This is a genomic window from Streptomyces sp. RPA4-2, assembly GCF_012273515.2.
Classification (GTDB): Bacteria; Actinomycetota; Actinomycetes; order Streptomycetales; family Streptomycetaceae; genus Streptomyces; species Streptomyces kaempferi.
In genome coordinates this window covers 8,916,387-8,936,094 of sequence record NZ_CP050975.2, presented here as the reverse complement: position 1 = coordinate 8,936,094, position 19,708 = coordinate 8,916,387, and the positions used below count along the sequence as shown (strand labels likewise).

Sequence of the window (19,708 nt, the reverse complement as noted above, 5' to 3'; positions counted from 1 at the left end):
CTGCCCCCTGTGGATCCGAGCCCACTCGGCTTTCTGTCACCACGAACGCATCATGTGCCTCTCGATACTCAGCTGTCGGTCGATGTCGGCTGCGAGGTCGGCCAACTCTGCGACGCGTGGTCGAGAGGGGCGTTCTGCGGACCGAGCCGAAGTCGCTATGAAAGCGTTGACAACTCTTATTGCGGACTCGTCATCCAAGCGCAGCCCATGCTCGGGTAAAGATCCGTACAACCAACCCCACTCCTCGTGAGTCCTGATCATCACGGGCCGGAACTCCCGTCCCGATCAAGACCAGAGGGCCGAATGAACTCAACTCGACGATGCACGTCCACGGCGTCCGCAACCGCCGTCGTGCTCGCCACCGCCGGCGGTCTGCTCACCGTCACCGCCGTCCCCGCGTCCGCCGCGACGACCTGCACGTCGCCGGTGTACAAACGGCAGTTCTACGCGAACACCACCTTCTCGGGAACTCCGAAGCGGACCGACTGCGACAGCACGGTCGACGAGAACTGGGGCGCCAAGGCCCCCGCCTCCGGCCTGCCGACGAACAACTTCGCGGTCCGCTGGAGTGTCACCCGCGACTTCGGCTCCGGCGGCCCCTTCACCCTCTCGGTCGCCGTCCAGGACGGCATCCGCGTCTACGTCGACAGCTCCCGCAAGGTCGACCTGTGGAAGAACGGCTCGACGACGACGAAGAAGACCGTCAACGTCACGATCCCGGCGGGCCGGCACACCCTGCGCGTGGACTACGTCAACTGGACGGGCTCGGCGAACATCAAGTTCGGCTACGCACCCACCACTTCGGCGACCGCCGACAAGGTAAAGCCGCTCACACCGGCGGGCGCGTCGGCTTCGTACGACAAGACCACGGGCAAGGCGAAGCTCGGCTGGGCGAAGAACAACGAGATGGACCTCGCCGGCTACCGCGTCTATCGCCGCCTCAAGGGCGCGGCCTTCGGCAGCACTCCTCTGGCCACCACCACCTCCACCTCGTACACCGACACCCCGCCGGCCAGCGGCGAGGTGTACTACTACGAGGTCCGCGCCCACGACAGGGCGGGCAACGTCTCCGCGGGCTCCGCCGACCAGGCTGTGGTGAGCGCCGACCGCACCGCACCCGCCGTCCCCACCGGATTGAGCTCGGCCGCCGAGTCCAACGGTCTGCGGGTCAGCTGGAGCGCGGTCGAGGGGGCGGCGGCGTACCGGGTCTACCGGGCGGCGACCGCCCAGGGGACGTACACCCTGGTCGGCGGTACCGGCCAGGTGTCGTACACGGACACCTCGGCCGCCGAGGACGTGAGCTACTCCTACCGCGTGACCGCCCTCGACACGGCGGGCAACGAGTCAGCGCGGTCCGCCGCCGTCAGCGGCACACGCAGGGACCTCACCCCGCCTTCCGCCGTCACCGGAGTCACCGTCGTCCCGACCGAATACGGTTTCGCGGTGAGCTGGGACGCGAACCCCACCCCGGATCTGGCGAGCTACGTGGTCCGCCGCGGCGAACTCTGGGGAGACGACGACGAGAAGGTGTGCTCCCTCTACCCGGGCTACTACGTGTCGGCCGACACCACCTCGTACGCGTACACCACCGTCCCCGACGGCGAAGAGAGCTGCTTCATCGTCGACGCCGTCGACGATGCCGGGAACTCCGCCTTCCAGTGGACCGGCGAGGCACAGATCGTGACCGCGACCGAGTTCGACATGACGCCGAGCGTCGCAACGCCCGACGGCTCGCCCCTGCACCTGGAGGCTTCCGCCGCAGAGGGCGCCGAAGGAAACCGTCTGACGTGGTCCGGGCTCGGTGCGGGCGAGGAAGGCTCGTCCGCACCCGCGCTGGGCTTCCGCATCTACCGGTGGAACCCAGCCACCGCCGCCTACGAGAAGATCCACGAGGCCCCCGCCGGAGCCTTCGAGTACTTCGACACCGGCGCCCGGCGTGGCACGACCAGCTACTACTGGGTGACAGGCGTGAAATCTGACGGCACCGAAACTCTGCCCGCCGGCGACTGGGCCGTCACCGCACCCGCGGCGTGACCTGACCCGACGGACAGGCTCGAACAGAGACTCCCTCTGCATCCGAGCCACGCATGATCGCTTCGGAGATCGCCGCCCACCCGGCCAGTCAGCGATGGCGACCACCCTTGTCGCGTCGGCCACAGCAGAGCCCGCCGGGCCCACAGTTCCCGGCGGGCTTCGCTGTATGGCTGCCTACCGGAGGCCCCTGATCGGCGCCCGACCGTCCCGGCGAGCTCGAGAGATCTGGCTGCCGGACCGTCGGGGACGGCAGAGTCTGGCGCCGCACACCGCTCCTCCTTCTTTCTTGGCGGGGCTGTCGGCCGGGTCGGGAGCGCCGATCTCCGGCCGCCCAGAGGGGAGAGGGCGCGGCGTGTCTGCCCGCAACGGCTGTCGTTGAACGGGCACCGCACACGGGTCCCCCACAGCCCGTGGGCGGGGGCGAGGGCCCGGGCTGTTCTCTGGCTCCGGGCTCTCAGCGCTCCAAGTGACCCAGCCTAGCTGCGCAATTGCCGCGCAGGCGGCACTTCAGGCGCACACCTCCCACAAGACACGTACAAGGACAGCCAGTGCCCGAGGGGAACGCTGGCATCGACCTCGCGGCGCAGCGCGAACGCATTTTTTGCACAGTCCCCCAAGGCGCGGCACCCGACGCTTGGGCCTACAAGGGGCGGCCGCGACGGCGTCGAGGCAGAGCGATGGTGAGTTAGCGGTCCGAGCGTCGTCGGTGGTACCAGGCGCAGCGGTAGTCCGTGTCTCTGGCCCGTACCGATCGTTGACACGACATCGCGGCCGCACCACCCCACGGGTAGGCACGCGATTTCCGTGAGGGCCCGAGCCCCGCCCGGTCTCGGGCTCTCACCCGCCGACGTACTGCTGCCAACTGGGATAGCGGTGGCAGGTCTATCGCGGGCAGCGAGCGCGGAGGCCCTGCCTCGGGTAGGCCGCGGGCTTCACCGCGCCACGGACGGCTGGACGTGATGGAGCCGCCGGTCGCGGCTGGGGAAGGGCGGGAGCTCAGGCTTGCAGGAGGAGGCGCGACGCGAGAGCTACTCAGCGGCAGCCCGGTACCGTCCAGGAGAGCACTCTGGTCACGGCTGCTGCTTTGTACGGCCGGCTGAGGCTTGTTAAGCGTCCGCGCCGGAGCTGACGTGCCGTTGGGTCTCCTGGGGCCGTGCCAGTCAGCGCCCGGGCCTTGGGGTCGTCGCACAGGTGCGGGTGCCTGTCCCCGCGGCCCCGGTCGACCGCGATGCTGGCCTTTCACCGGTCGCCGGTGAACTCAAGTGCCGCAGTCCCCGCACCCTGGGCGCTGAGCCTCGCGTTCGGCGGCTTCCCGTGCTTGGCGGCGCCGCGCGTCTTGGGCGCGGTGGGCGCGGGCGGCGTCCCGGCGGGGGTTGCCGATCGCTTCCCAGAGATTCTGTCGGTCCTTGCGGCCGAAGCGCCAGAACGCGGCCCCGGCCGGGCCATGCTCGCGCCGCAGGTCCAGCGTGGTCGCCACGATCGGCATCTTCCCGTCGTAGACGCGGAAGCGCGCTCCCTCAGCTCACCTGGGGCGTCGTCTGGAGTTCACGTCGTGCCCGCCTCGGGGCCTGCTTCCCGGGCCCGGGCTTGCGGTTCGACCAGCACCTGCTGCTCGCAGGGAATCGCGCCGTTTGGACAGGTCCCCCACCAGCCGCCGCTCCGAAATCCGTAAGGCACAAGACGGCCACCTTCAAGGCAGATCGTCTCAAGAGGCCGGCCTTCGACGTCCGACACGCCTTCCGCCTGGACGACCTCGCACCAGAGGCCAGGCCAGAGGTCGCCTACGCCCTGGTCATCACCCTCAAGACGCCTTCCGTCGCGAACCTTTACGACCAAGTCGTCCGTACATACCCGGCACGCCTCGAAACCCTCCAGCCGCTCATCGACATCCCCATCAACATCCGCCCCTAGGGCGTGTTGCGAAAGTCCCGTCGTCCGCCCGGAGGGCGGGCCTCGCGGCGTCCGGTGCGTGCTCTCGGTGGGCCGGGCGGAAGCCCGCGTACTGGACGTACTCGGGTTTTCGCCCGGTGCGGCGAGAGTGCGTGCCAGGCGTCGCGAGGCAGGCGGGACTTTCGCAACACGCCCTAGTTGAGGAGAACTTCCGCGGGTGTCTTTCAACAGAATTCTCTGTCAGGTTCAGCGTGTTGAGCTGATGGCGCTTTCGTCTTCTGCGACGTCGACTCGTTGTACAGAGGTGCGCCCAGCCGGCGTCGACGTCGTCGCCCAGCACGTAGCCAGCGTGCTTCACCGGCGCACAACTGCAGGAGCCCGGCGGCGGCGACGGTCACAGCGGTAGCCGTCTCACCTTCGGCCGACGACCGAGCCGGAGCTCCCTGGAGACGTGAGGCATGGCGGTTGTTCCGCGGCTGGGCCATGCGAGGTCGTCCACGGCGAGAAACAGCTCGCCGCCCACGGTCGCGGGGGTTGCCCCGGTGAACGCCATGACGTCACGATGCAGGTGGGACTGGTCGGCGTAGCCGCAGTCAGCCGCGACGTGGGCCGCGCCTTCACCCGCGACCAGGCGGTGGGCGGCGTGATCGAAGCGGACCAGCTTCACGGCGCGCTTGGGCGGCAGGCCGAGTTGCGACCGGAACCGGGACCACAGGCGCTTACGGCTCCATCCGACCTCGGCCGCGAGTTCGTCGACCCGGGCAAGGCCACGGCTGCCGATGATCCGGTGCCAGGCCCAGGCCACCTCCGGGTCTACCGGCGGCCCCGCCTCATGCCGGCGGGCGAGCAGCGCGTCCGTCAGCGCGAAGCGATCCTCCCACGAGGAGACATCGCCCAGTTGCTCGCGGATCCGTGAGGCCTCCCGGCCCCAGAGGTCACCCAGGGACACGACGGCGCCGTCGAGGTCGGCGGGGGAGGCACCCAGAACCGCGCGTGCGATCACCGGGGACAGGCGCACCTGCACGCACTCGACGTTCTCTCCCCACGCCCGGACCGCGCCTCCGGACCCGAGCCCGGGCCCGGCCACGACGCTTCCCCGCTGCTGCCGCCCGGCGGCACAGTCAAGGACGGGCGAGCCGGCGCCGAACTCCAGGAGCAGCGTCACGGCCGGGTGCGGGACCATCCGGAGGGCGTCCAGGGCACGTACCCGGAACCCGGCCATGGTGAGACCGGCCACCCTGCTGGGGCGCTGCGGGCAAGCGACGTCCCACACAGCCGCACCGTGCATGAAGGTCCGCATCCTCCCATGATATGTGAGCCGGCTAAGGGGAACATTCGTCCAATCCACCGGCTCGTACCGGCGGAGACAGTGGGCTCATGACTGTTTCTGACGGAGGTTCGTACGGGAATGGCGGCGCCGCGGCCACCGAGAGTTCAACCCTGTCGCTGGACGGCGACGACATCTACGTGTGCCAGGACGGCCCCCGCGACGCCCCCGCACTCCTGCTCATCCATGGGTCCGCATCCTCGACCCGCTCGTGGGACCCGCTGGTTCCGATGCTGACCGGATCTCACCGCGTCATCCGGATCGACCTGCTCGGGCACGGCCGGTCGGCCAAACCGGCCGACCGCAGCTACGCACTCCCGGCCCAGGCACGCCGGGCCGGCGTGGCACTGGACCGGCTCGGCGTCGAGCACGCCGTGGTCGTCGGTCATTCCAGCGGCGGCGTGGTCGCCACCTCCCTGGCCGAACAGCGGCCCGACCTGGTGCCCGCGCTCGCGCTCGTCAACACCGGACCCAGCCTGGACGCCTTGATCGCACCGGATTCCGCCGCAACCGGCCCGTCGCAGTGGCCGCCGACCGACGAGCAGCTCCGGCGGTTCGCAAGCACGGGTTTCAGCCGCGCGGGCTACCAGATCCCAGAAGAGCTCCTGGACGATGTGCGCGGTATGACCTCCCACACCTTCACCGCGACGACCCGGGCCACCCGCTCCTACCTGGAGCAGAGGGCGCTGCCGGATCGGCTGACGGTCCTGGGTAAGCCGCTACTGGTGGTCTTCGGCGAGGACGACCGTAGATGGCGCTCCTCATCCGCCTCCGATTACCGCGCCGTTCCGGGCTCGACGGTCGAGCTGCTGCCCGGTCTCGGGCACTCGCCCCTGCTCGAGGATCCGCCACGGACTGCCACCCCCCTGCTGGCCTTCACCGCGATCCACGCCGTACGGGTGGACTGAATGACAAGGAGGGGTGCCATGCGGATTCTTGTCTCCGGCGCCAGCGTCGCCGGTCCGGTGCTGGCCTACTGGCTCACCAGACACGGATTCTCCGTCACCGTCGTCGAACGCGCGCCGGCTCTGCGCAAGACCGGCGGCCACGCGGTCGACCTGTTTCGGCCCGCGATGAACATCTCGGAGAAGATGGGCGTACTCTCGCGCGTCGAGGAGCGGGCCACCGGCACCAACCGGATGACCGTCCACCGGGAGGGCTCACGACGTCCCGTCCGGGCGGACCTCTCCAAGATCTTCAGCGCCACCTCCGACCGGCACGCCGAGATCATGCGTGACGACCTGAGCGAGATCTACTACGACGCCGCACACGACGACGTCGAGTACATCTTCGGCGACTCGATCACCGCGATCTCACCCGACGGCGAGGTGCGGTTCGAAAACGCCGCGCCGCGCCGCTTCGACCTGGTCGTCGGCGCGGACGGGCTGCACTCCAACGTGCGCCGCCTCGTCTTCGATGACGAGTCCCGCTGCAACGCCTTCATCGGGGCCTACCTCGGGGTGCTGACCCTGCCGAACATCTCCGACCTCGACCGCGAGCTCCTCATCCACGTCGGCGTCGGCCGCACTGCTGGCATGTACGGCGCGCGGCACCTCGGCGACGCGCGGGCGTTGTTCCTGTTCCGGAGCGAGCGCGAACTCGACTACCACCACCACGACGTACCCCTGCAGAAGGAGCTGCTGCGCAGTGCGTTCGCCAGCATGCACCCCCAGGTGGACCGCTGGCTGGACGAGCTCGACCGCACCCCGGCGTTCTACTTCGACTCAATCACCCAGCTCCGCATGGACACCTGGTCGCAAGGGAGGGTGACGCTCGTCGGCGACGCGGGCTACTGCCCCGGCCCAGCCGTCGGCGGCAGCACCAGCCTGGCCGTCGTCGGCGCGTACGTCCTCGCCGGAGAGCTGGCACGGGCAGGCGGCAACCACGAGCGCGCCTTCCCCGCCTACGAGCGCGCGATGGTGGAGCACGTGCGCGGCAGCCGCGCGGCCGCGCTGAGCGCGGCGAAGACCCTGATCCCCACCTCACGCCTCGGCGTGCTGGGACTGGCCCAGGGCGCCCGCCTGATCTCCGCGCTGCCCGCGGGCCCCAGCCGCGCCCTCGTCCGCCTCACCACCAAGAGCGCACGCCTCTACAACTCCATGACCGTCGAGGACTACCCGCCGCCCGCGGCATCAGGGGGTCGGGGCGGCCTCGCGGGCGACCCCGGAGGTGGACCAGGGTAGAGCGGTGGTCGTCGTTGAGTGAGGCGATGTCAGGAACATCGCCGCCGCTCTCCGCCACAAACGCGCGTGACGCCCGCCGCCCTCTCGCGCTCCTCGGCCTCGCATGATCACAAAACGGATGTCAGCCGACTACGACGAAGCCCTGGAACACGGCCGACTCAAGAAGCACAGCCTCCCGGCGAGGACACCGGCTGCCTCAGCGGAGCGGCCGGGGCGGACCACGCTCGCATTCACCGGATACCGGTGACACGTCGGCGGTGCGCGGCGGCCGCGTGGGGCGCCGTGCACCGCGGGGTGTTGACCGGTTCGGTGTCCGGCGTTGTGGTCACCGGTGGGTGGGGGTTCAGGCGCGGCGGCCGTGGTGGCCGCCGTCGTGGTGGCGGCCCCAGGAGGCGTCGTCGATGAAGCGGCCGTGGTCGTTGCGGAGGGTGGCGGTGTCGGAGCGGTTGTCCCAGACGTAGTTGCGGCGGTCCTGGTACACGTCACGGTAGGTGTCGCGGCCGACGCGACATCGCCCAAGCCGGGCAGCTCGTACTCGGCGGCGAGCTCCGCGAGCGCCTGATACGGCGTGGCGCTGGCTGAGGAGTTGGGATGCCTGCCGTTGGCGCTGTCCCAGGCAGCCGCCTACCTCGACCACCCAGGCTTGGGTGTCTCCGCCTACCGAGACAAACTTGCCAACCGGACCCGCTCTCTGACCGCGGCCGTCGGTTCCGCCACCCGGCCCTGCCGCTTGCGTTCGAGGCGTCGCAGCCGCTGGTAGAGCTCGCGCACGTAGCCGTGGCGGCACCAGCGCCGGAAGAAGTCGTACACCACCCGCCACCAGGGGAAGTCCAACTCGGTGCTCCCCTGCTCCCGTGCCGGGGAGTAGAGTCGGCGTCCTGTGACGTGGGGGAAGGGGCGCGGGTGCCGTTCCGCTATTACCTGTACATCAGTGACGCCAAGGTCGACATGATGCTGGCCCAGATCGACCCGGGGTGGGGGCGCAAGCGGGTCACCGAGTTCAGTTTCGGGCTGAAGATGCTGGGTGCCCGGCACAGTGTCGAGAGCGCGGGCACGGAGCGCGTCGCCCGTCTCGAGCGGGTGGTGCGCCATCTGGAGGACCACGGAGATCTGGGGGACGTGGACGAAGCCGGGCAGTATGTGTACGGGGTGCTGCCGATGCAGTGGGGCCCCGTCGGCAACAGTGGCACCGTGTACTTCGGCGGGCGCAGCGACCGGACGATCGTGGGCCTCGGCGGCTCGACGGGGCACGTGCTGGGCGCCCAGCAGGCCGCGAACCCCGAGCGGCACCAGATGAGCGGTTCCATGACACCGATGATGCTGGCCCAACTGGCCACCCTGGCAGTCGGGGACACCGTGCTGCCCGACGCCCTGACCACCGTCGTCCAGGCCAATGCCGTCCTCCGCGGGCCCGTCCAGAACGTCGAGTTCGTGGCCAAGCGGCTGGTGTGCGGGCCCTGCCCCTACCCGGAGCTGTACCCGGCGGGGGACATGGCGGTCCTGCTCGGCAGCCCCCTGTACGTGGCACTGGCCGAATGAGGTGGCGGGGCGAGCGCGCACCGGATCCCCGGGGGCCGGTCGTGTCGTCGCGGATCGATGCGGCACAGGGCATCATGCTGACGTTCGGCATCCACCCGCTGGCCCTCGACATCGACGCCGGCGGTGCGCGGATGTCGGCCATGATGAACGACAGCGCCCTGCTGACCCGCAGCCGGGGGCCGTACAGCCCGGACAACCTGCCGCCCGAGGCCCTGGAGATGGTGGATCTCGTGCTGCTGCGCTGGTCGCCTCGGCCGCAGCCCGAGTTCACCGTCGAGGGCGGTGGAAGATGGCCGGGACTGCTGGCGCAGTTCCACGCCGAGCAGGTCGCCGTGCGCTATGTGGTGCCGGAGGCCGTGCCACCGGATCTGTTCGTGCCACCGCGCGGCCAGGTGACGCTCAGCAGCGACATCCGCCTGGCCCTGCAGCAGCTGGCGGAGTCGCTGCGCACCGCGGGGCGGCGCCTCGGCGCGGAGCCGCCCGTCACCCTGGCACTGAGCTACCCCGACGACCCGGACTACGACGAGGCACGCGCGGATTCCCTTCCCGAGGAGTTCCGGGCCGCCGTCCCACCGGTCGTCGCCACCCTCGACATCGACCGGAGCGGCTGCACCCGTAAGCAGCGGGCGGTGCACGACGAGGCCCTGCGCCAGGCCCTGTACAGCGGACAGCAATGGGAGCAGACGGGCCGAACGGGGTTTCACGTCCGCACCGGGTATGCCTGTCTGCGTGACGGCGGAACCTGAGCAGACCGTTCTCCCGTCCGGCAGGCACGGCCACCGGCGCGGCCTGCGCGATCGTCAGAAGTCCGCCAGCGCCGCGGTCAGTTCGTCCGCCGTACGGACCGTGATGGCCGGGTTGTCGTTCAGCGCCTCGTCGATGACCTTCGCCAGTCGGGGCGGCAGGGACGGATCGCGCTCCCTGACCGGGACCACGGGCTCGCGCAGCGCCACCGCGATGGGGTCCTTGTGCTGCGGGAAGTCGCGCGGCGTGGCGCCGGTGAGCATCCAGTACAGACAGGCAGCGCTCGCCCACACGTCGACCTCCGGTCCGGCGTACTTGTAGCCGATCAGCTGGGTGCGCGCCATGAACGGGATCGTGCCGCCCATCGCCCCCGTCCTGGTGTGGCCGGACAGACCCGCCCGCTCGAAGGCCTTGGCCAGACCGAAGTCGGCGAGCTTGACCACGGGCCGGCCGTCGGATCCGGAACCGGACAGCAGGATGTTGGCGGGCTTCACATCGCGGTGCACCAGACCGCGCACCAAGGTGGCCGTACCGTCCTGCTGCCGCAGCGCGGGCAGCTCCGCCCGGTGGGCATGGGCCAGCCCCGCCAGCACCTGCCGGACGACGCACAGCGCCTCGGCCACCGGCACCCTCCCCCCGTGCCGCTCGGAGAACCCTTCGAGGCTGCCGCCGGGACAGTACTCGCCGGCGAAGTAGAAGGCGCGGTGGTCGTCGCCGCTGTCGCGGAACTCCACGATGTTCCGGTGGCGCAGCGCGCGGACGCTCTCCAGCTCGCGCCGCAGGGCGAAGCGGGCATGGTCGTCGGCGTGGCGGGTGACCGGCACCTGTTTGAGTGCGACGAGATCGCCCGTCGCCAGACTGCGGGCCAGCTGGACGACGCCCTGGGATCCGCGGCCCAGTTCGCGCACGAGGCGGTAGCCGGGCACCTCCGGAGGCACGAAGGAGGCGAGGGGGTCGAACGGTGCGCGGCCCCCGTCCGGTTCCCGATCGGGCGGCAGGGTCACCGTGATCCGCAGCCGTACGTCGCCGATGCGGATCTCGTCACCGTCGGCCAGGGGCTGCTCGGTGAGCCGGCCAAGACGGCCGTCGTTGACGAAAGTGCCGTAACTGCTGCCCAGGTCCCGCACCCGCAGCCGCGGCGGGTCGATATCCAGTCGGCAGTGCCGCCTGGACACGCTGCGGTGCCGTTCGGGGATGCGGATACGGCAAGCGTCCGACCGGCCCACCTCGCAAGTGACGGGTGCCTCGAAAACGTGGTCGCCGACCTCGTCGCCGGTGTGCACCGAAACTGTCACCTGCGCCGTCACGTGTCGTCCGTCCTCTCGGCGGTGAAGTCGTAGTCGTAGTCGAGCTCCCACAGCCGCAGGCCGGGCCGGTGGTCGGCCGAGATAAGGTGCCGGCCGTCGGCGGCGAACATCACCAGGCACACGGCCTCGGGGTGGCCCTCCAGCGTGTGCACACGCTGCCCCGTGCGCACGTCCCACACGTGGAGCGCCCGGTCGGAAGCCGAGACCACGTGGCGCCCGTCGGGGCTCACCTCGAACAGATGGCTGAACCAGGGCACCTCGCACACGGTCCGGCCGCTGCCCGTCTCCCACACCTCAAGGGTGCCGTCGGTGCCCGCGGTTGCCGCCGTGCCGCCGTCGGCGCTCAGCGCGAAGGACTCGGAGTGCCCGTCCCGCTCGTACAGCAGGCGGCGCCCGCGCACGTCCCACACCGACATCCGGAAGCCGGTGTAGACGAAGAGCCGCCTGCTGTCCGGTGTGAACCGCAGATCGGGATTGCCGAACGCGACCGGGAAGGCGAGCAACGGGCGGCCGGTACCGGTGTCCCACAGCCTGCCCGTGCCGTCCTCCCGGCCGACCGACGCGGCATAGCGCGCGTCGGGCGACAAGCGCACCAGGCGCACGGCGCCGTCGTGCCCCACCATCGTGCGCTGCAAGAAGGCCGGGCGCAGCCGCCACAGGCACAGGGCCCCGTCCTCGTCGCCGACCAGCGCGTACCGGCCGGCCGGGTCCATGGCGAGCGCCCTCACCAGGCCGTGGTCGCCGTGCAGCTCGCAGCTCCTGGTGCCGGCGTCGAGGTCCCACAGGTGTGCGGTGCCCGCCCAGTCGGCGGTGACGGCAAGGAGGCCGTCGTCGGCGACCGCGACGGTGTGCGTGTTGCCCGGAAGGACTTCGGGAAAGGTGTACTGGACCCGGCCCGTCGCCAGGTCGCACACATGGACTCGGCCGAAGGCGCCGGGGATCACCATCCGTGTGCCGTCGGGCGTCGGGGCCACCAGGACGTTCTGGGCGAGCACCGTGCCGCTGAAGCTGTAGCAGTCCCAGATGCCGAGCAGACCGGTACGTCTGCCCGCGGCTCTGCCCAGCTCCTCCCACTGCCGCCGCAGTTCGGGATGGCGCTCGAAGCCGGGGACGGCGCGGGCTGCCCGGAGCTGTTCCGCAGCCGCCGCCGGATCACCCTGCTCCGCCAGTGCCGTGGCCCGCGCGGCGAAGCGTGCCCTGTCCACCTCGCGCCGGGCCAGGGCGAGCGCGGCGGCGGGCCGCCCATAGTGCCACCCGGCGCGGAACCCGGCCGGGGCCAGACGGTGGATCTGGATGCCGCCTTCCCTGTCGCCGAGGACGGCGAGACGGCCGTCGCCGCTGAGGGCCAGAGAGGTCAGACTCAGCGGAACGGGCAGATCGGGCCGGGTGCTCGGGACGATCTGCGTACTGATCGTGTGCAGGCAGCGGCCGGAGGACAGTTCCCAGATCCGCAGCGGCTCCGTTCCGCTCAGGGAAGCCGAAGCGGCGATCGTGGCGTCGTCGCTGAGCACGACCCGATCGTGGCGGCCGATCTGGTCGGGCACGGTGGCGCGGACCCGGTCGGTGGCGCACTCCCATATGCGGGCCGTGGTCGACCAGCGGCCCAACAGCAGGGCTGCCGTGCCGCCGGGGCTCAACGCCACCTCGTCGATGCCGGTGCTGTGCCGGTCCGCGGACATGACCAACTGGTGCAGCGGGCGGCCCTGGGCGATGTCCCAGGTCACCACGCTGCCGCTGCGCGGGGCCGCGGACACCGCCGTGCTGCCGTCCTCGGCGAGGGCGACGTGGGAGACCAGGGCCGGCTCGTAGTGGATCCGAGGCAGTACCTGCCAGGTGTCGGGGTCCATCTTCTGGTGCGATGCGGGCGGGTGCTCCAGCGTCCGCCGCAGCCGCCCGGCCCGCGCGTCCCACACCTCCACCTGCCCCGTGCGGTAGGTCACCGCGGCGCCGCCCGAGCCGTTCAGCGCCAGCGCGACGATCTCCGGGCCCCGCTGACCGATCGTGCCCAGCAGGGTGCCGGCGGTCAGGTCCCACAGCTCGACGGGCCCGTAGCGGTGGCCCACCAGACCGGCCCTGCCGTCGGGGGCGACGGCGACGGCGGTCACCGGGACCGGATCGTCATGGAGGGCGCCGGCTGCCCCGGGCGGCAGTTCGTACCGGCAGCGGCCGGTGGCTGTGTCCCACACCCGGGCCCGGCCGTCCGCACCGCCGGTGAGCACCACCGTTCCCGCCGCGTTCACCGCGACAGCCCGTACCTCGCCCTGGTGGCCGGTGAGCCGCTCGGGTCTGCGTGCGGGGCCGCGGCGGCTCAACTCCGCCCGTGCGGCCTGCACCTCGGGACCATCCGGCGCGTCCGCGAGGAGCGCGCGGGCAGCGGTGTCGTCCCCCCGTTCCACCTGCACGAGGCCCAGCAGCCGGTCGGCCTCCTGGCCGGGCTCGCCCAGGGCCTTCGCCGTCCGCAGGCCGGACAGCACGTCCTCGTCCGAGAACGAGGCCCGCCGCCACCGGTAGAGGGACTGGTTGTAGACGGTGGGCAGGTGGTGCGGGTCGATGTCCCTGGCCTCGCCCCAGAGGCCCTCCGCCTCCTGAGCGCGGTCCAGGTCGAGCAGCGACAGCGCCTGGTTGGAGAGCGAGTCGGCGAGCAGTCGCACGGCCTGTGCAGGCACCCGCGGATACGGCCTGCCGACGGCGTCCTGGTAGATCTCCGCCACGGCCGCCGCGATCTCGTCCATACAGCGCGGGCGCCGGTCCCGGTCGACCTCGAAGCACCGCATCAGCAGATCGGCCAGGGCCGTCGGCATGGCGGGCGCGCCCGGGGCCGGGCGCCCCGAGGCCACAAAGGCGGCCAACACCTCGGGTGCCGACTGCCCGTACTCGCACGGCGGCCCGCCGGTGAACATCTCCAGCACGCTCAGCGCCCAGGACCAGATGTCGGTGGCGCGAGTGAGCGTGACGGGGGCGCCGTACACCGCGTCCGCCTGCTCCGGGGAGCAGTACGCGGGCGTCATTCCGCCGAAGCTGGCCAGCAGGCTTGCCTGAGGCGGTGCCAGTGCGCTCTCCCCGGCTGCGGCGCGGGCACCGGCAAGTCCGAAATCGGTCACCTTCGCTGTCCAGCCGTCGGTCGGGTCGACCATGATGTTCGCAGGCTTGACGTCCTGGTGGATCAGCCCCTGCTCGTGTGCGTGGCCGATGCCCCGGGCCATCTGCACAGCCAGGTCGAGCAGCCGTGCGAGCAGGCCGTCGCCGCCCCGGGCGTACAGCCGCCCGTCCCTCACCAGTTCGGCGAGCGAGCCCCCCGGCACCCACTCGGCGAACACGCAGGGCACGGCGTCCACTTGGCGGACGTACAGACAGGCGACGACGTGCGGGTGCAGGCCCAGGCCGACCCAGGTGCCCGCCTCCCGCTCGAACCCGCCCCGCCCCGCGGCCGTGGCGACCAGCTCGGGCCGGGGCACCTTGACGGCAAGGTCCGTGTTCCAGGAACGGTGGCGGACCCTGTACACCAGGCCCATGCCTCCGCCTTCCAGCACCTCGCGCACCTCGTAGAGACCGAGGACGAGGTCCCCGCGCCGCCACCTCCCCGTCGCCATGCCCATCAACCTTTCGCAGAACGAGGCAGGTTGGCAACGCACACCCGCCCGCTTCACGCACCCAGGTGCGGCATGCCCGCCGCGTGGCCCCCACCCGCTGCGGTCCAGTCGCCCGCGAGCGGAGCGGGAGACTCTCGACTTGGCAGGCACGAAGCTCCGTTGACATCCACCATGGTGTCACTGGCGGACACCGCCTGAAGGGAGGCCGGCCAGAGCACCGCAGCCGAGGTACGTCCCGCAGGGGGGCACCCGGCCGAACGGGGGCTGGTTGCCTGTGGGCGCCGATTATTACGTCCGAGCTGGTCAGGCCGCATGTGCGTACTCGTGGAGACGCCACCAAGTCGGTCACCTCGATGGACGTCCAACCGGTCCAGTCGGTCGGGTTAGTTGATCGGTACGGGAACCGGCCGCGGGGGCGCCGCGCTGTGCAGCGTGCGGTGAGGCCGGGGTAACGCGGCAGGTGCGGGCATGTGCAGGTCACGGTGGACCAGGGCGACCTGGTGGCCGCGACGGCGCAGACGCCGGGCAAGGACGTAGGCCGTAACACCGGCAGGGTGCCTCCCGCCTGCACAGCCCACAGCGATGGACAGCGTGTGCTGCCCAGCTCCGGGGCTGCGGGTGTAGGCGTGGGCTTGGGTGATGGTCGCGGCGAGCAGCTGCCGGATGCCGGGCGTGCCAAGTACGGCACGGATCACGCGCCGGTCCCGGGCGGTCAGCTCGCGCAGGCCTCGGTCCCAGTAGGGACCGCGGAAATGTTCTCCACCGTTTGTAACTCTCATGAGACGCCGCTGCCCTGTTGCGGCGGGATGCGCCGGTTGTCGCGTCGGTCAGCGAGGACGGCCAGCTGAGAGCCGTTCTCTCATCACGGAGTTCATCCCTGGTTGGTGGCGGCCCGTGATGGGGCTCGTTGAAATGGCTCTGACCGGATCGGCGTGAACGCTCCTGTAGGTTCTTCCGGACTCGCGTGGGCGGGCCCTCGGCGGAGGAAATGGGAGTGACCGTGGCTGACGAACGGCTTGATGCCGAGTGGCTTCGCGGCTGGTGTGAGCAGGTGGGTGCGGCGCTCGCGAAGCTGATGGAGTCGTTCCAGGCACGGTTTGGCTTCGAGCCGGGAAGCAACGTGGTCGTGCAGGCTTCGGAGGCGAGCCATCAGGCCACCGTCGTGCTCGTGGAGCTGACGCCGATTCCCTCGGACCTGACCACGATGTACTGGGTGATCGACGAGGTCTGCTTGCCCAATGTGGAGAACGGCTACTTCGTCCACCCGGCCTCGCTGGTCGCGGACCACTTCCGTGAGTACGGGGCCATCCAGATCGACGGGGAAGAGCCCGCCCTGGTCTTCGCCAGCGACGGGGGCGGGCATCTGTTCGCACTGGCGGGCTCCGGGCGGGTCTGGAGGTCGACCACCGCCTCGTGGTTCGATCAGTTCGACCTTGCCGCGGCCAGTCTTCAGGAGTTCTTCGAGGGGCTCTCTCGGCAGATCAGCGGCCAGCTCTGACGGCTGGTCGAATGGCGAGCCGACTCAAAGCCGGGTGAGGATTCGGATCCTCAGGAGCCGGATTTCACCTGTGCCTGGCCCTTTGCCCTGGTCGGCTTCAGACAGCACGAGACCATCCTCTACGGTGCACAGATGCGCTATTTGTTAGACGCCTTCGCCGTTGGAGCACTGAGGCGAGGTCGGTCCGTCGAGCAGTTTCTGGGCCCCACCGGCTCGCCAGAACGGCCTGGTGTTTCGAAGCTGGTCGAGCCTGCTTGACTTGCGTCTATGTCGACGACTCTTGGTGTGACCCGGCCGGACCAGGCTTCATACATGCTGCGCGCGGCGGCCAGCAACGCAGGCCTCTGCCCGGCAGCCTGCGTGCCGGCTGTGCCTGACGGCGTATCAACCACGGAGGTCCGGAGGGCGTCGGATGTGGTGGCGGGGCGGGGCGGGGGTTGCTGTCCATAGGCCCGCGGCTGGGAATCTTCGGCGATCATCCGCTCATTTTCTGAAATCGGTGGACCGGCGCCGGGCCGGCACGTCGCCGCGGATTGCGGGTCAGGTGCCGGCCTTGGGTCGGGATGCGGTGTGCCGGTACTCGGCGTTGATGCGCTGGGCTTCTTCGAGCTGGTCTTCGAGGATGATGATGCGGCAGGCGGCCTCGATCGGTGTGCCCTGGTCGACGAGTTCCCGGGCGCGGCCGGCGATGCGCAGCTGGTAGCGGGAGTAGCGGCGGTGGCCGCCCGCGGAGCGCAACGGGGTGATCAGGCGGGCTTCGCCGATGGCGCGCAGGAAGCCCTGGGTGGTGCCGAGCATCTCGGCGGCCCGGCCCATCGTGTAGGCGGGGTAGTCGTCGTCATCGAGCCGGCCGAACGAATCGTCTGCTGTCATTGCACCTCTCTACGGAACGCGTCGAGGGGCCCTGGTGCCGTACTGGCACCAGGGCCCCGAAGGAACTTCTACACCATCTGCCGGCCCTGATACTGCGCCGGCCTTCTGTGTCCGCACGCCCGCCCGGGAGAGGACGGGGAATGCGGGGATCGCGGTTGCTCGACCGGAGACCACCTCACTATCGATGTCCTGCGGTACCCGGACTCAACAATCACGCCCGGGCGATCCTGATGGCGCTCGGCCCCTCCGTTCATCCCTCTGGGATCTACCAACTGCTGGTACTGCTCTACTGCGTACTGCCGGTAATACGACCTGCTCGGTGACCCGTGCCAGCGTCACTCTTCAGCAGCCAGCCCCGTCGCCCATCCTGCGTCTGCTCTGGCTTGGAACCCCACTACCGAACTTCCCGGCACGCGCGCCCGCAGCCGACGCCTTCACCGAGGAACCACTGACAACCTCGCTGCTGGTACTGCGACCTGCACTTTTCCGGTACTGCCACCGCATTGACCGCGGTCCTGCTCACGGCGGCCCCTGATCACTGCGGGCCACCCGGTCCGGTCGTCAGCCCCGTCGCCGTCCTGCAGCAACCCTGGCTTCGAAGCTCCACCACCGCACCGTCCTGCGCACTGCAACTGCGTACTGCTGCCTGGCAGTTCCTGTCTGCCGGGCCTTGCTCGATCTCGGCTACGAGAGAAACCATAACCACCCCACTCCCAAATGTCTACTCTGGCGAACATAGATTTCCGCTTGATCAACGGAGAGGTAATCGGCCCCTGCCGGATCAAAGGACACGACGCGGGTCGCGAGGAGCGGGCGGGACCGGGCCTCAGCCGACACGGACGCCAGAACCCCGTACGAGCCCGCTCCCCAGCCCGCAGGAGCGTTGACGCACACTCGCCGGCGCGCGCAGGCCACGGGCCACTGGGCCCCGGCGCGGCCTTCCAGACACACAGCGTCCTGCCCGGTCCTGGTCGGCAAGCGGCGGAGCAGCGAGGCGCATGGATCGCCCGTCCGGCGCCACCCATCGCTCCCGACCCGGTGGGGCGAGGACTCGAAGACACCGGAAGAGGCCGATCGCAGATCGCTCAGAGTGAACGGATCATCGGACGCCACAGTGGACCACTTCCACCCAGAACGAGCAGTAATGTGCACGCATTGCGATCTCGACTGATGGTGCGTGACGCTCCGTCATGGGTGTGGGCGTTGGCCTGTCATGGCCCGAAGTGCTGTGCCACGAACCGCGCTCGTGGGCAGGGGAAGCCATATCCGAGGAGAACGAGGTGGTCGGAGCCGTCAGCCGGTCCCGCTACGCGCAGATCGTTGCCGAGCTGCGCGGCGTGACCGGACAACAGACACAAGGGCAGTTCACGATCGGTGACCGGGCTCTGGAGATCGAACCGATACGGCCCTGCAGCAGCCGGGCCACGGGTGCCACACGGCCGGCGGCGCAGTCCCTGGCCCGGCTGGCCGAGGACCTCGGCCTGCCCGTGACCACCATCCAGCAGGCGCGCTGGACCGCCTCACGCTGGCCGGCCGACCGGCGCCGGAAAACGGAGTCGTTCACCGTCCACCGCGTGCTGGCCGGCATCGACGACGAACGGGAACGGTTCGCCGCGATCGACGAGCTCCCTGACGGCAAGACCCGCTGGACCGTGGACGACGCCACGCAGCGGCTCGGAACCCAGGGGAAAACACCGGCCGCCCAGCAGGGGACAACCACCGTCATTACTCCCCGGCCCGGAGCCTGATCCTGCCGCCGCGGTGACCACCAACCTCGTCACCCTGTCCGCCCGCAACTGTTCGGGGGCGGGACGCCGCGGCCGCCGGGTGGAAGAGATCAGGGGTGACCTGGTCGCTGCCCGAGCCGACGCTGACCGCGCCCGTACCCATGGACCGATCTGCGGAGGGGATGAGCGGGCAAACCGAAAGGGAACACCTTCTGCGCCCTGCTCCACACCGAAGAAGGGCGGATGGTGCTCCGCTCCCGCCGCGGCACCGAGACGGCGCCGGCGTCCATCGCAGCCGCCGCTGGCTGACGGTCTTGGCATGATCGCGAAATGAGTGGAAGCGCGGACCAAATAGCCTTGTGGGGGCGTTCACTGTTTGAGCGTCAGCGGGACCCGGTGGTGTGGGCGGGCGGGGTGCTCGAGGCTGCTTCGGTGACGCTGGGAAAGCCCCTGGAGATCCAAGCTGCGTTGGCTCTTGCCGCAGACAGCACGCAATGGCCGGAGGGTCGGGCGGTCTTCGATCGGATCCGTCAGCGCGGGCTCGACAAGGACAAGCCCCTGACGGCTGCGGAGGACCTGTGTTTCCGGCTCGCGGAGCTCGTAGCCAAGCTCGCGCACAATGCGGCTGGTCCGCCTCCGCCTTTCGATTATCACGCAGGCTGGCAGGTGGGGCCGATCGCTTACCGTCTGGCTGGCGAGTTGACGGATCCGGCTCTTCGCTACCGCCTGGCTGCCGCTCTGGACGGGTGGCCGGAAGCTGAGTGATCCTCCGTGATCGCCCGACGGGAGTTGCGGAGCTAACCCCGCGTCGAACACGTCTTCGCACGCATGAAGACCTGGAAGATTCTCCGCGACTGTCGACTCAAAGGCGACGGCGTCCACCACGCCATGCTCGGCGTCGCACGGATGCATAACCACGCCCTCGCCGGATAGACCACCAAGCCGTACAGCAGCCCACATGCCCGAGGCCACTCAGAGATCATTTAGAGACCAGGA

The 19,708-nt window shown here is 70.2% G+C and carries 13 protein-coding genes and 2 pseudogenes; 9 read left to right on the top strand and 6 right to left on the bottom strand.

What is annotated here, in order from left to right:
- The first annotated feature begins 351 nt into the window (after positions 1–351).
- Entirely contained in the window at positions 352–2,034 is a 1,683-nt protein-coding gene (locus tag HEP85_RS39315) for a PA14 domain-containing protein (protein WP_348772472.1), read from the top strand.
- 2,284 nt (positions 2,035–4,318) lie between these two features.
- On the opposite strand, the gene HEP85_RS39310 is transcribed toward HEP85_RS39315, so the two are convergent.
- Positions 4,319–5,224 carry a helix-turn-helix domain-containing protein gene (locus tag HEP85_RS39310; RefSeq protein WP_248002305.1) on the bottom strand — a complete coding sequence of 302 codons (906 nt, stop codon included), beginning with the start codon at positions 5,222–5,224 and terminating at the stop codon, positions 4,319–4,321.
- Positions 5,225–5,301: 77 nt separating this feature from the next.
- Between HEP85_RS39310 and HEP85_RS39305 the strand changes: the two genes are divergently transcribed.
- Together HEP85_RS39305 and HEP85_RS39300 are read left to right on the top strand one after the other, a co-directional pair.
- On the top strand, positions 5,302–6,159 hold the full coding sequence (locus HEP85_RS39305; RefSeq protein WP_168532110.1) for an alpha/beta fold hydrolase: 858 nt from the start codon (positions 5,302–5,304) through the stop codon (positions 6,157–6,159).
- Positions 6,160–6,177: 18 nt separating this feature from the next.
- On the top strand, positions 6,178–7,434 hold the full coding sequence (locus HEP85_RS39300) for an FAD-dependent monooxygenase (RefSeq protein WP_168532109.1): 1,257 nt from the start codon (positions 6,178–6,180) through the stop codon (positions 7,432–7,434).
- A gap of 343 nt (positions 7,435–7,777) precedes the next feature.
- On the opposite strand, the pseudogene HEP85_RS39295 reads toward HEP85_RS39300, so the two are convergent.
- Positions 7,778–7,936 (bottom strand): annotated as a pseudogene (locus tag HEP85_RS39295) (lamin tail domain-containing protein); the annotation flags it as partial.
- 401 nt (positions 7,937–8,337) lie between these two features.
- Here HEP85_RS39295 and HEP85_RS39290 point away from each other — a divergent pair.
- Positions 8,338–8,973 (top strand): SAVMC3_10250 family protein, encoded by a 636-nt coding sequence (locus HEP85_RS39290; RefSeq protein WP_168532108.1) that lies wholly within the window; start codon positions 8,338–8,340, stop codon positions 8,971–8,973.
- A gap of 41 nt (positions 8,974–9,014) precedes the next feature.
- On the top strand, positions 9,015–9,719 hold the full coding sequence (locus tag HEP85_RS39285) for a hypothetical protein (protein WP_168532107.1): 705 nt from the start codon (positions 9,015–9,017) through the stop codon (positions 9,717–9,719).
- Between the two features lie 54 nt (positions 9,720–9,773).
- On the opposite strand, the gene HEP85_RS39280 is transcribed toward HEP85_RS39285, so the two are convergent.
- The 3 genes from HEP85_RS39280 to HEP85_RS39270 all read right to left on the bottom strand — a co-directional run bounded on the left by HEP85_RS39280 (position 9,774) and on the right by HEP85_RS39270 (position 15,393).
- Entirely contained in the window at positions 9,774–11,024 is a 1,251-nt protein-coding gene (locus tag HEP85_RS39280; protein ID WP_168532106.1) for a protein kinase, read from the bottom strand.
- Positions 11,021–14,614, bottom strand: a complete 3,594-nt coding sequence (locus HEP85_RS39275) for a WD40 repeat domain-containing serine/threonine protein kinase (RefSeq protein ID WP_168532105.1) — start codon at positions 14,612–14,614, stop codon at positions 11,021–11,023. The genes HEP85_RS39280 and HEP85_RS39275 overlap by 4 nt, the downstream gene beginning before the upstream one ends.
- Before the next feature lie 383 nt (positions 14,615–14,997).
- Positions 14,998–15,393 carry an RNase adapter RapZ gene (locus tag HEP85_RS39270; protein ID WP_168532104.1) on the bottom strand — a complete coding sequence of 132 codons (396 nt, stop codon included), beginning with the start codon at positions 15,391–15,393 and terminating at the stop codon, positions 14,998–15,000.
- A 215-nt stretch (positions 15,394–15,608) separates the two neighbouring features.
- On the opposite strand from HEP85_RS39270, the gene HEP85_RS39265 reads away from it, so the two are divergent.
- Positions 15,609–16,112, top strand: coding sequence for a hypothetical protein (locus HEP85_RS39265; RefSeq protein ID WP_168532103.1), 504 nt, complete (start codon positions 15,609–15,611; stop codon positions 16,110–16,112).
- A gap of 540 nt (positions 16,113–16,652) precedes the next feature.
- Here the strand turns inward: HEP85_RS39265 and HEP85_RS39260 are convergent.
- Positions 16,653–16,985, bottom strand: a complete 333-nt coding sequence (locus tag HEP85_RS39260; RefSeq protein WP_168532102.1) for a MerR family transcriptional regulator — start codon at positions 16,983–16,985, stop codon at positions 16,653–16,655.
- A gap of 1,280 nt (positions 16,986–18,265) precedes the next feature.
- Here HEP85_RS39260 and HEP85_RS39255 point away from each other — a divergent pair.
- The 3 genes and pseudogenes from HEP85_RS39255 to HEP85_RS39245 all read left to right on the top strand — a co-directional run.
- On the top strand, positions 18,266–18,733 hold the full coding sequence (locus HEP85_RS39255; RefSeq protein WP_168532101.1) for a DUF6192 family protein: 468 nt from the start codon (positions 18,266–18,268) through the stop codon (positions 18,731–18,733).
- A gap of 309 nt (positions 18,734–19,042) precedes the next feature.
- Positions 19,043–19,477 carry a hypothetical protein gene (locus HEP85_RS39250; protein ID WP_168532100.1) on the top strand — a complete coding sequence of 145 codons (435 nt, stop codon included), beginning with the start codon at positions 19,043–19,045 and terminating at the stop codon, positions 19,475–19,477.
- 18 nt (positions 19,478–19,495) lie between these two features.
- Positions 19,496–19,645: pseudogene (locus tag HEP85_RS39245) on the top strand (IS5/IS1182 family transposase); the annotation flags it as partial.
- Between the last annotated feature and the right edge of the window lie 63 nt (positions 19,646–19,708).